10 protein-coding genes are annotated in these 12,302 nt (G+C 65.1%); 3 read left to right on the top strand and 7 right to left on the bottom strand.

Annotated elements, in window-relative coordinates; translation table 11 throughout:
- Positions 1-68: 68 nt before the first annotated feature.
- Positions 69-488, bottom strand: a complete 420-nt coding sequence (locus P0Y64_03335; GenBank protein ID WEK43876.1) for a GFA family protein — start codon at positions 486-488, stop codon at positions 69-71.
- Positions 489-580: 92 nt separating this feature from the next.
- Here P0Y64_03335 and P0Y64_03330 point away from each other — a divergent pair, with 92 nt between their 5' ends.
- The gene (locus P0Y64_03330) at positions 581-2,011 is read left to right on the top strand and encodes an aldehyde dehydrogenase family protein (protein WEK43875.1); all 1,431 of its coding nucleotides are present in this window, start codon (positions 581-583) and stop codon (positions 2,009-2,011) included.
- Positions 2,008-3,216 (top strand): acyl-CoA dehydrogenase family protein, encoded by a 1,209-nt coding sequence (locus P0Y64_03325; protein ID WEK43874.1) that lies wholly within the window; start codon positions 2,008-2,010, stop codon positions 3,214-3,216. Before P0Y64_03330 ends, P0Y64_03325 begins: the two co-directional genes overlap by 4 nt.
- A gap of 99 nt (positions 3,217-3,315) precedes the next feature.
- On the opposite strand, the gene P0Y64_03320 is transcribed toward P0Y64_03325, so the two are convergent.
- The 4 genes from P0Y64_03320 to P0Y64_03305 form a co-directional block, all read right to left on the bottom strand.
- The gene (locus P0Y64_03320; protein ID WEK43873.1) at positions 3,316-4,350 is read right to left on the bottom strand and encodes an acyl-CoA dehydrogenase; all 1,035 of its coding nucleotides are present in this window, start codon (positions 4,348-4,350) and stop codon (positions 3,316-3,318) included.
- Positions 4,351-4,368: 18 nt separating this feature from the next.
- On the bottom strand, positions 4,369-5,550 hold the full coding sequence (locus P0Y64_03315) for an aromatic ring-hydroxylating dioxygenase subunit alpha (GenBank protein ID WEK43872.1): 1,182 nt from the start codon (positions 5,548-5,550) through the stop codon (positions 4,369-4,371).
- Positions 5,551-5,626: 76 nt separating this feature from the next.
- A complete protein-coding gene (locus tag P0Y64_03310; GenBank protein ID WEK43871.1) occupies positions 5,627-6,385 on the bottom strand; it encodes an SDR family oxidoreductase in 759 nt (252 codons plus the stop codon).
- On the bottom strand, positions 6,382-7,239 hold the full coding sequence (locus tag P0Y64_03305) for an alpha/beta hydrolase (GenBank protein ID WEK43870.1): 858 nt from the start codon (positions 7,237-7,239) through the stop codon (positions 6,382-6,384). The genes P0Y64_03310 and P0Y64_03305 overlap by 4 nt, the downstream gene beginning before the upstream one ends.
- 104 nt (positions 7,240-7,343) lie before the next feature.
- Here P0Y64_03305 and P0Y64_03300 point away from each other — a divergent pair, with 104 nt between their 5' ends.
- On the top strand, positions 7,344-8,033 hold the full coding sequence (locus P0Y64_03300; GenBank protein ID WEK43869.1) for a TetR/AcrR family transcriptional regulator: 690 nt from the start codon (positions 7,344-7,346) through the stop codon (positions 8,031-8,033).
- 51 nt (positions 8,034-8,084) lie between these two features.
- On the opposite strand, the gene P0Y64_03295 is transcribed toward P0Y64_03300, so the two are convergent.
- On the bottom strand, positions 8,085-10,517 hold the full coding sequence (locus P0Y64_03295; protein WEK43868.1) for a TonB-dependent receptor: 2,433 nt from the start codon (positions 10,515-10,517) through the stop codon (positions 8,085-8,087).
- A gap of 130 nt (positions 10,518-10,647) precedes the next feature.
- A complete protein-coding gene (locus P0Y64_03290) occupies positions 10,648-12,249 on the bottom strand; it encodes an FAD-dependent oxidoreductase (protein WEK43867.1) in 1,602 nt (533 codons plus the stop codon).
- Between the last annotated feature and the right edge of the window lie 53 nt (positions 12,250-12,302).

The following is a 12,302-nucleotide window of genomic DNA, read 5'->3' as shown; positions in this document are numbered from 1 at the left end:
CCCCGACCGGTCTGGGATGTGACGCTCAGTTACACATTGCAACTGGCACCGCGAAATCGAAAACTGGTTCATCCGGCGCCCGTGGCGTGCGTTGGGATGCCCACCGGCAAAGTCACCCACGACAGTTTCGAACAGGTCCAGATATGCGCTTCCGGCGCGAACTGATCGGCCTGATCCAATGTCCCGGCCTTGACGACGACGAAATGCCGCAGCGTCGCGGGGAGCGAGCGGATCGGCGACCCGCAGACGCCGCAAAACTCGCGCGCCAGCGGCAGTCCGCTTTCGGTGTCGGGGTCCATCCAGCGCGTCAAAGTCCCTTCGACTGTCATCGCCTCGGCGCGCACCAGCAGATTGACCGAATAAGCCGCGCCCGATTGCCGCCGGCATGAGGTGCAATGGCACGCAACGACCGCGAGCGGGGGTGCCGAAAGCGTGTATCGAACCGCGCGGCAATTGCATCCGCCGGTCAGCATGTCATCCTGTGCCACGTCCATCTCCCAAAAGGCTTGCCAGCGTTATTATCTAATGACATTAGATTACGAGAAGCAAGCGGTGAGAATGCCGCATAGAGGAGAGTCGAATGGCGAGCGTGGCTAAACCGTTCAACATGACGATCGACGGCGCCCCCGCGTCGACCGCACGCACCCTGCCGGTGCGCAACCCCGCCACGGGAGCGATTTTCGCCGAAGCCCCCGATGCAAGCGCCGACGATCTCGATCGCGCGGTGGCAGCGGCAGCGCGCGCGTTCGAGACGTGGAGGACGGTGCCGATCACCGAGCGCAAGGCGGCGCTGGGCAGGGCCGCCGACATCATCGAGGCCCATGCCGACGAACTCGCCGCGCTGTTCGTCAGCGAACAGGGGCGGCCCTATCCCGGCGCGAAGGGCGAGATTCTCGGCGCGGCGATGTGGCTGCGCGCGACGACGATGCTGGATATCCCGGTCGACGTCACCGAAGATACCGACACGCGGCGGATCGAGGTTCATCATGTGCCGCTGGGCGTGGTGTGCGGCATCGTGCCGTGGAACTTCCCGGTGCTGCTTGCGGTATGGAAGATCGCGCCCGCGCTGCTGGCGGGGAATACGCTGGTGCTCAAACCTTCGCCGTTCACCCCGCTCACCACGCTCAGGATTGGCGCGCTGATCCGCGATTGCTTCCCGGCCGGGGTGCTCAACGTCATTTCCGGCGGCGACGCGCTCGGCCCGCTGATGACCGCGCATAAGGGCTTCGCCAAGATCAGCTTCACCGGATCGACCGCGACCGGGCGGCGCGTGATGGAAAGCGCGGCGCGCGATCTCAAGCGGATCACGCTCGAACTGGGCGGCAACGATGCCGCGATCGTGCTCCCCGATGTCGATGTCGATGCCGTTGCCGCGCAATTGTTCGACGGGGCGTTCCACAACACTGCGCAGGTTTGCGTCGCGACCAAGCGGCTGTTCATCCACGCCGATATCTACGATCGGCTGCGCGATCGCCTCCACGAACTGGCCAAGGCGACCCCGGTCGGCGACGGCGCGGAGCAGGGCAATCGCTACGGCCCGATCCAGAACGAGCCGCAATATCGCCGGGTGCTCGATCTGCTCGACGATGCGCGCGCCAGCGGCTTGACGCTGCTCGAGGGCGGCGCGGTGCCCGAGCGCGGTTATTTCGTCCCGCTCACTTTGGTCGACAACCCGCCTGACGATGCCCGTGTCGTCGTCGAGGAAGCGTTCGGGCCGGTGCTGCCGCTGCTGAAATGGGACGATCTCGACGATGTGGTGCGGCGCGCCAACGACACCGAATATGGGCTTGCGGGCGCGGTGTGGTCGGCGGATGTCGGCAAGGCGACCGAGATCGCGCACCGGCTCGATACCGGCACGATATGGATCAACCAGAATCTGCAATCGACGCCGTTCACGCCACTCGCGGGAGCTAAGCAATCGGGGTTCGGGCAGGAGAATGGCATCGCCGGGCTGCTCGAATTCACCCGGCCCAAGGCGATTTTCATCCCCAAATCGCTGGCCCCTGCATGACGCTCGCGCTGTCGCCCGAAGATGAGGCGTTTCGCGCCGAGGTGCGGGCGTTTCTCGCCGAGAAGCTGACGCCGGCGCTGCGCCTCGCGGGCGAGCGGATGACCAGCGTCTATGCCGATCACGATGCACAGATGGCGTGGCAGGCGATCCTGCACGAGAAGGGCTGGGCTGCGCCGGCATGGCCCAGGGAGCATGGCGGCGCCGGCTGGACGGTGGTGCAGCGGCATATCTTCGCGCGCGAGCGCGTGCTCGCCGGCGCCCCGCCCACCTCGCCGATGGGGATCAACATGGCCGGGCCGGCGATCCTCGCCTTCGGCAGCGCGGCGCAGAAGGCGTATTTCCTGCCGTCCATGCTTTCGGGCGAGCATTTCTGGTGTCAGGGCTATTCGGAACCGCAGGCGGGATCGGACCTTGCCGCGCTGCAGATGAAGGCGGTGCGCGACGGTGACGATTTCATCTGTTCGGGCAGCAAGATCTGGACGACCCATGCCAATGTCGCGAACTGGATGTTCTGCCTCGTCCGCACCACGCGCGCCGAACGCAAGCAGCAGGGGATCACCTTCCTGCTGATCGATATGACGACGCCGGGGATCGAGGTCCGCCCGATCGTCATGTCCTCGGGCGAGTGGATTCAGAATCAGGTGTTCTTCGACAATGTCCGCGTGCCGGTCGCCAATGTGCTCGGCGCGATCGACGATGGCTGGACGGTGGCGAAATACCTGCTGGAGTTCGAGCGCGGCGGATCGGCTTACGCCCCCGAATTGCAGGTGCGGCTCGATGCGCTGCGTGACGAAGCGGGGGCACTAGCGGACGATCCCCTGTTCGCGGCGAAGCTCACCGATCTTGCGATCGAGATCGAAGTGCTCGACGCGCTGGAGAGCGAAACGCTCTCGGCCCTGTCGCGCGGCGCGCCGATCGGCAGCGACGCCTCGATGATGAAAATCCTCGGCACCGAACTCGCCGGCCGACTGTCGGAACTTGCGTTGGAGGCGGCGGGGGCGCTCGGCCGGGCGTGGCAACCGGGGGTGGCGAAGGCCGGCGGGCCAGTGGTCGATTATCCCGGCGATCCGGGCGATTATTGCAGCGCCGCGCCGTGGCAGGCGATCGCGCCGCTGCGCTATCTCAACGCCCGCGCCGGGCCGATCTACGCCGGAACCAACGAGATCCAGCGCGGGATCATCGCTAAGGCCGAATTCGGGATTTAGCGCGATTTTGAAGCAGGTGGAATCTCCTGCTGTCTCGAAAATCGCGGTTCATCAATGACATGGAGCGGCCGTTCCAGCGCGGCCGGGACGGAAGCCGCTCTAACCCCGCGATTGCGCCGCCATCCGCGCATAACGCTGGCGATGTTGGTCGGCGCTGCCGAGTTCGTGTTCGATCACCGTCAGCCGCTTGAAGCAACGGCCGATCGGCAATTCCTCGGTCATCCCCATCCCGCCGTGGAGCTGGACAGCATTCTGCCCGACGAACCGCCCGGCGTTTGCCGCAGTCACTTTCGCTGCGCTCGCCAGCCGCGCGCGCTCCGCCCAATGCGCATCGAGCGCATCCATCGCCCGCGCGGCGATCGCGCGGGTGCGCCGCGTCTGGATATGCATATCGGCGAGACGGTGCTGGATCGCCTGAAAGCGCGCGATCGGCTGGCCGAATTGTTCGCGCTGCTTGGCGTAGGCGACGGTGTCGGCCACCAGCCGCTGCATCAGCGCAGCCGCTTCGGTGGCGAGGCAGCCGAGCGCGATATCGGCGATCGCCTCCAGCGCTTCGCCCACATCGTTCGCCAGCAAGATCGCATCGACGGCGAGGAAACGCAGGTCGGCGGCGGCGCGCCCGTCGATCGTCGGATAGGCGCGCGCGAGGACCGAGGCCCTGTCGCGATCGACGAGCAACAGCGCGTTCGCATATCGCTCGGTGCGCGCGACGACGAGCAGGTGATCGGCCGTCGCGCCGTCGAGCACCAGTGCGGCATCGCCGTCCAGTCGCCAGCCACTCGCGGTCGGCGTAGCGCTAAGCGTCGGTCGCAGCCGGGCATCGAGCCCGGCGATCGCGATGCGTGCGCCATCGGCGATCGCGCGCAATATCGCATCCCCGGCCGCGCTTCGTTCGATTTGAAGCAGGCGCGCGGCGAGGATCGCGGATTCGAGAAACGGCGTGGCGACATTATGGGCGCCGATCGCTTCCATCACCGGCGCGGCGGCCGCAGCGGGCAAACCCAGTCCGCCCAGGTCCTCGGGCACCAGCAGGCCGGTGACCCCGGCGGCGATCAGCGCCTGCCATGCCTCGCCGGGCGCGGCGCCCGCGAGATGTCGGTCGAGCGCATCGCGCAGACCCGACAGTTCGTTCACCGGCTTACGGCCCCCGGTCTAGAGAAGCGCTTCGAACGCATCATAATAGCGGATCACATTCTCCTCGAGCCCGCAATAGACCGTATTCTCCGGGACGCCAGCGTTCAGACCTTCCTGGCTGATCTGCGCCGCGCGGAAGTCTTCCCCGCCGAATACCTTGATGATGAGATCGTAAGACCGCTCGAATACTTCCTCTGCCTTGGGTGTCGTCGCCGCGCCGGGGGTCAGCATGTAATAATGGACGATCGTCCGATCGACGTCATAGGGCATCAGGATCATCAGGCTGATGTAATATTGGCTGGTTACCACCACGACGTTGGGGAAAGCCGTATAGGCGTGGGTGATCAGCTTGTGGATATTGCCGTCGGGGTCCTCGTCGAGCATCGCCGGTTCATAACCGATGCGCCCGGAAACCTGGCGGATGTTGGCGCCGAAGCTGTCGACCATGCTGGGTGCGTCGACGAACAGATTGCCGATCGATGCGGCGTGGAGCCGCTGGACGTGATAGCCCTCCAGAAATGGTTCGAGCACGACCTTCCAATTGGCCTTCAGGTCGAACGTCTTGCGGCCATAGACGTGCGCGGTCGGCAGGCCGAGCGCGTCGAAATCCGCATCGACCTGCGGCGACAGCTGCGACACGTCGAGCGCGCCGCCGTCCAGCTGGGCGTAGATCACCCCGCCCCAGACGGTGCTGGCGAGCTGTTTCAGCCCGCGCTGATCCTTGATTACCCCCTCGAACATGTCCGAGCGGGCGACGCCGATCAGCTTGCCGTCGAGGCCATAGGTCCAGGCGTGATAGGGGCACACCATCCGCCCCTGTTTGTGGACGGCGCAATCCTCGACCAGCTTGGCGCCCTTGTGCTGGCAGGCGTTGATGAAGACGCGGATTTCGTCGTCGCGCGTCCGCGTGATGAGCAGCGGCTTTCCATAAGCCTCGACCGCGACGACTGATCCGGGCTCGGGCAGCAAGGCGGCGACCGCGACCGGCACGGCATGTTTGGTGAACACCTTCGCCTGCTCCGCCTCGAATCGCGCGCGGCCGGTGAAGATCGCATTGGGACGAGAGGCCGCCAGCGGCACGTTCACCGCGTCACGCTCCGCAGGGATGCGGCGGATCGCGTGCTGCTGGCTCTGCGTGAGATCGGACAACCGCGTGACCTTGCGCTCGGACGGTTTCGCAAGTTCGGCGACATCATTCATAGCGCACCTCTCCTCTCTTTCCGGCGAGTCTAATCAGTCATTAATCTAATAGCAATAGATTTATTAGGCGCAAGGATCAGCGGCTGGTCTGTGCGTCGTCAACGGTGATGCACGTTCCGGTGACGAAATCTGATTCCGGATCAACCAGATATAGCAAGGTGCTGGCGAGCTTCGCAGGGGTGCCGAACCGCCGGCGTGGAAAGCGATCGCGCACCTTGTCACCGACCCGGTCGATGAATCCGGCGGTCATTTCGCTTTCGAAGAAGCCGGGGGCGATCGCATTGACGTTGATGCCATGCGCCGCCCATTCCAGCGCCAGCGTCTCGGTCATGCGGATGATGCCGCTTTTGGTCGCGCAATAGAGCGCCGATGCGCTGGTGGGAGTGTAGTGGAATGCGCCGACCGATGAGAGGTTGACGATCCGCCCCGGCTTGCCCGCCGCGATCAGCCGCTGCGCGGCTTCGGTCGCAAAAAGGAACGGCGCGCGAAAATTGACGTCGATCACGCGATCGATCGTCTCCAGCGACAGCCGCGTGGCGTAATTGGCGTCCGGGATGCCGGCGTTGTTGACGAGGATGTCGACCGTGCCGAATGTCGCCTCCGCCGCGTCGAACACCGCCGGGATCGCCGCGGCATCGGCGATGTCGATCGGATGCGCCAGCGCGCGGCCGCCTTCGGCGGTGATCTCCTTTACCAAAGTCGTCAGTGCTTTTTCGCGACGCGCGCACACCACGACCGCCGCGCCCGCCGCCGCCAGCGTCCGCGCAAAACCGCGCCCGAGCCCGGCGCTCGCGCCCGTGACAAGCGCGACCCGTCCATCCAGCGTCGCGCTCATGCCGGCATCTCGACCGTCAGATGACGCAGGAGGAAGGCGGCGACGCTGGCGCTGAAGGCGTCGTTGCGATCGCCCGCTACCATATGCCCCGCGTCGCGCACGTCCGCGACTTCGAGCCATGGGACATCGGCCTTGAACGCCGCGACGCCGGAATCGCTCACGACCTCGCTTTTCAGCCCGCGCACCAGCATCAACGGCATCTTCGATCGTTGTGCCAGCGCCCTGGCGGAGCGCTGGACGACCGCATGATGCGTGGCCGCAGGCGTCGCGGTGGTGAGCGGATCCCAGTGCCAATAAAGCCGCCCGTCGTCGCGCGCGCGCAGGTTGCGGAGCAACCCGCTGGGGTCGCGCGGACGCGGGCGGGCGGGGTTATAGGCGGCGACCGCATCGGCCGCCTCATCGAGCGAGGCGAAGCCGGCGGGATTGGCGCGCATGAAATCGACGATCCGCGCGATGCCGTCATGCTCGGGTTCGGGCACGATATCGACGAGTATCATCGCCGCTGGCGAAAGCCCCGATGCGGCGGCGTGGATCGCGGTCGCGCCGCCCAGCGACGCGCCGACCAGCGCATAGGGCTGCGCGAGCGTCTCGACGATCGCGCGCAGGTCGTTCACCCGGTCGTCGAGCGCGTAATCCGCAGTGGGGGACCAGTCGCTTTCGCCGTGGCCGCGCGCGTCATAGCTGATGACGTGATAGCCGCGACCGGCAAGATCGCGCATCGCGCCCGACCAGCTGTGCCGGGTCTGGCCGCCGCCGTGCAGCAACACGACGGCAGGGGCGTCCGCCGGCCCGGCCACATCCGCGACCAACTCGATTCCGTCGGCCGAGCGATAGCGTCGCTTGATGTTTGTCATCTGCGATCCTCCTCTCGTGCGAAAGAATATCTAATGGAAATAGATTATGCCATAAGTTTCGCCGATGGCTATTCCAAACCCCATGGCCACGCTAGCGTGAGGCAATGAACAAACGGGCAGCAGCAAGCGGCACGCCAGCCGCCAATGACACGATCGCGCCGGAAGAGGTCCGCGTCCCCAAGGCGGGGCGCCCGTCCAAGCCGCTAATCACGCGGCGCGCGGCGGCCGAAACCGCGCTGGCGCTCATCGATCGCGACGGGCTCGATGCGCTCAGTCTGCAATCGGTGGCGCGCTCGATCGGAGTCAGCGCGCCCTCGCTCTACCATCATTTCAAGGATAAGGAGGAGTTGCTCACCCAGGTCGCGCGCTACATGCTCGAGGAGATCAATCGCGAGCAGGAGCGCTGGTCCGATGATTGGGAGACCCGCACGATCGAACTCAGCCTGGCGACGCGCCGGGTCGCGCTGCGCCACCCCAATGCCGCGCCGCTTGCGATGCGCTTCTTTCCGCGCAAGCTGATGCTGCCGGCCTATGAGCGGACGCTGATCGATTGCCCCTATCCGCCCGAGGCCCATGCCGTGCTGCTCGAGGTGATCGAGAAATTCACTTATGGCTCGTCGTTGTTCGCCGCGGCGGCGGAGGCGCATCACACCCCCGCGATGCCGGCGGTCGATGCGGCGCATTTCCCCTATCTGCGTGAGGCGCTCGCACGTGCGCCGGCGGACGATGAGCAACTTTATGTGGAGTCGCTGCGGGCCATTCTCGATGGCCTGCGCGCGCGATACGGCAAATAGCAAAAAGGGGCGCCCGGTGGACGCCCCTCAGAAGCTTGTCGACGTGCAGGGTTAGAACTTGATGCCGAACTCGACGAAGATTTCGCGCGGATTTTCGACATAAGCGTTGATGTCGGAGACATTGCCGACATGCGTGCCGGTGCCCGTGCCCCCGGTGAACGGGATATCGTTCGAGGTGATGACGACGAGCTGGTTGGTGAGGTTGCGCCCGATCACCGACAGCGTCCAGCGTTTGTCGGGCGCGACGAGCGCGATCGATGCGTCGACCTTGGCGAACCGGCGCTGGATCGAATCCGGGCGCAGCGCGTCGGAGAAATTATAGCTCGACGAATAACTGACATCGCCATTGGTGACGAGGCGGAAGCCCGAGGCGGTCACCGGCAGATCGAGCGTCGCACCGGCCCGGCCGGAGAATTTCGGCGCCTTGGGCGCGATGCGATTTTCGTAATTCTGCTTGGTATAGGCGCCGCTCGCGGGATCGAAATCCTGGTTGCAGCCTTGCTCGATCGTCTGCCCCGAGAAACATTGGCCGATGAAATCATGATAGCGCGCGTCGTTATAGGCGGCGGCGCCATGCAGGCTGAAACCGCTGAGGCCCGGCACACGGAAGTTGAAATCGGCCTCCACGCCCTTGGTGATCAATTTGCCCGCATTACCGGCGATCTCGCCCGTTGTGACGGGATCGAAGAACTGCACCTGCAAGTTCTTATAGGTATAATCGTAGGCGGTGAGGTTGAAGCTCAGCGCGCGACCTAACAGCAAGGTGCGCAGCCCGGCCTCGAAGCCCTCCGCGCGCTCGGCGCCGAACCGGCCGGTCGCATCGGTCGCGCCGGGAATGAGTGACTGCGAGATGTTGAAACCGCCCGATTTGAAGCCCTGCTTATACGCGGCGTAGATCGTCGTATCGGCATTGGGCTTGTAGCGGATCGTCGCTTCGGGCGAGAGATTTGTGTCGCGATAGCGATCGTCGATCCGGACATTGCCGGGGAAGACGGCCGCGAAGGCGCTATAGGCGGGGAGCGACTGCTGATAGGAATTGCGCGATTCCAAGCTGTAACGCGCGCCGCCCGACAGTTCGAGCTTGCCGATATTGAGCGTGCCCTGTGCGAAGCCGGACATCGAATCGCTGCTGAAGCCGTCGTTGCGCTTGAACGTGACGAAGGTGCCCGACACCCCGTCATTCGGCACGGGGAAGATATATGCGTCGGTGTTGAAGATCAGATCGCCGTGGGCGTAGAACACGCCGGCAAGCAGGTTGAACGGACCGTCGAACTTCGACTGGAAACGCAGTTCTTCGGAATATTGAACGAAGTCGGTCTTTTCGGAGAAGCCGGCGGGATAAGCCTCGCCCGACACGTTGTTCAGATCATATTGCCGGAAATGGTAGAAGCCGGTGATCGACGTCACGTCGAACGGGTCGCTCGTGATATTGCCGGTCAGCACCGCATATTCCGAGGTGAAATCCCCATACATATGGCCGTCGCGCGCCCAGCGGTAATTGGCCTGCGCTACCTGAATCGGGATGCCCGACTGATCCGAGCGGCCATTGACCCGGCAATCGGCATTGGGGCTGGGCGGGATGCCATTGGCGAACGCAGGCGTCGTCCGGCCAGCGCCGCACAAACGCTCCTGATTGTCGGTCGGGCCGCCGTCCTGCACATTGGCATAGCCGCCCTTCAGCTCGAAATGGACCGTATCGCTCGGCGTCCAGTCGATCGTGCCGCGCACCCCGATCGTCTCCGCGAAACCGCGATGGGCCGAATTGCGGAAGCGTTCCTGTCCGGGAATGTAATTGGTATAGGTTGGGGCGGCGGTGTTGGTGAACGCGCCCAGGCTGTTCGAATAACGGCCCGCGATGCGCGCCTTCAGCGTGTCGCTGATCGGGCCGGAGATATAAGCTTCGACATATTTCTGCTTCGCTTCAAAGCCGTAGCCGCCCTTGATTCCCGCTTCGAAATGATCGGTCGGCCCGTTGCTGGTGATGCTGACGAGGCCGCCCGTGGTGTTCTTGCCGAAGAACAGAGCCTGCGGTCCCTTGAGCACCTCGACGCGCTGGATGTCGAACTGCGGCAATGCGATGTCGCGCCCGCGGCTGAGCGGCAGCCCGTCCATCACGAACGACACCGACTGATCGAACCCGGCGCTGAGCGCGGTCGAACCGACGCCGCGCAGGAAGATGCTGGCGGCGGACCCCGACGAGGCCTTGCCCGCGACGAGCGAGGGCACCTGCGTCGCGAGGTCGGAGACCGTCGTGACCTGATATTGCCCGAGCTTTTCGCCCGAAACGGCGGTGATCGCGACCGGCGTGTCGAGGAGCCGTTCGTCACGGCGGCGCGCGGAAACGATGATGTCGTCCGTCGTGGGCGCTGCGCTTTGCGGGGTGTCGGCCGGCGGTGACTGATCGGTGGTCTGCGCGGTCGCCGCAAGCGGCGACATGGCAGTGGTGGAAAGCGCTACGAGCGCGAGTTTGACGGCGCGAGCCATAACCTTCGCATCCTCCCTTTGAAGTCGCTGCGCGACCTCTGTCGCGTCAACCCGTCGCCATCTCTCGGCGACCGCTAAATGGTCTGCTCTCTTAAATCTAATGTCAATAGATAAACGTGCAGGTGACGGTTCAGTCGCGCGCGGCGAGGATCAGATCGGCCGCGCGCCACGCCATCGCCATCGTCGGCCCCTGGGTATTTCCAGCCGGAATCAATGGCATGATCGAGGTGTCCATCGCGCGCAGTCCGGTGACCCCGCGCACGTTGAGCTGCGGATCGACCACCGAGGCGCCATCCTTGCCCATCCGACAACTGCCGACCGCGTGATAGCCGCAGGTGCCGAAGCGATCGTAAGCGTCGAGAATCTGCGCATCGCTGTCGACCACCGCGCCGGGCATCGTTTCCTCGCCGACCATTTCGCCGAGCGGCGCCTGGCGGACATAATCGCGGATCACGCGAACCGCGCCGATCATCGCCTGGCGATCGGCCTCATTGGCGCGATAATTGGGCTGGAAGGTCGCGGCGGCATCGGGGTCGCGGGTCGCGATATGGATGCTGCCGCGCGAGGTAGGCCGCAATGGATAGACGACGACGCTCATCCCCGGAAAGCGCTCGACATCCTGCCGCTGCTTGTCGAAATCGAACGAGAAGGGCGCGACCAGCACCTGCGCATCCGGGCGGTTGAGCCCCGGCCGCGTGCGGAACCATCCGCCGATCTCATAGGCAGCGGACGCCATCGGCCCGCCGCGCGTCAGATAATAACGCAGCGTCGCGCGCAGCAGCCGCCAGCCGCTGAATTCCTTGTTCTGCGAAAGATCGCGGGTGAGCTTCCATTGCATGATAAGCCCGCGATGCTCGATCAGCCCTTCGCCGACTTCGGGATTGTCGTGGACGAGCGGGACGCCCAGCGCAGCGAGTCGCCGGGCATCGCCGACGCCGGATCGTTCGAGGATGCCGGGGGTCGCCATCGCGCCGCCGCACAGGATCACCTCACGCGCGGCACCGACCGTTTCGCGGCGACCACCGCGCAGTACCTCCACCCCGGTGGCGCGGTTGCCGTCGAAGACGACGCGATCGACCGTGCAATCGGTCAGAACGGTCAGATTGGCGCGCTGCTCGGCGGGGCGCAGGAAAGCGGTCGCAGCGCTTTGCCGCTTGCCGCCCGCGATCGTGCGCGGGGCATAACCGATCCCGTCGTCGTTGTCGGGGGTGTTGATGTCCTGTTTGCGCGGCCAGCCCATCGCCTCGCCGGCACGGATCTGCGCTTCGGACAAGGCGTCGCGCATCGTTGGCATCGTCACCTTCAGCGGCCCGCTGCCGCCGCGGGTCGGCGCGGCCCCCAGTTCGTGATTTTCGAGCGCGGCATAGGCCGCCCCGATATGCTCCCAGTTCCAATCGTCGCTGGTCAGTTCCGCGAGCGCGTCGAAATCTGCCGGCTGGCCGCGCACCCACATCATGCCGTTGATGGAGCTCGATCCGCCTAGCACCCGGCCGCGCACCCACATTTCGGATTGGCCGGCGGTGCTCGCTTCCGGCTGGCTGGCATAGGCCCAGAGATGTTTGGGATCGGCCATCACCTTCGCCAGCCCCTTGGGCATGGCGATGAAGGGGTGGGTATCGCGCGGCCCGGCCTCGATCACGCAGACCCGGTTCGCGGGGGCTTCGCTCAGGCGATAGGCCAGCACACATCCCGCTGCGCCCGCGCCGACGATGATGTAATCGTAGCGGTCCATCTGGCTCTCCTTGCATGTCCGACGGCTCTTGGCCGTTCAATCTATGGACGATA

This window comes from Candidatus Sphingomonas colombiensis, from assembly GCA_029202845.1.
Classification (GTDB): domain Bacteria; phylum Pseudomonadota; class Alphaproteobacteria; order Sphingomonadales; family Sphingomonadaceae; genus Sphingomonas; species Sphingomonas colombiensis.
The sequence above is the reverse complement of the archived record's forward strand: the minus strand, read 5'-3'. Positions and strand labels throughout refer to the sequence as shown.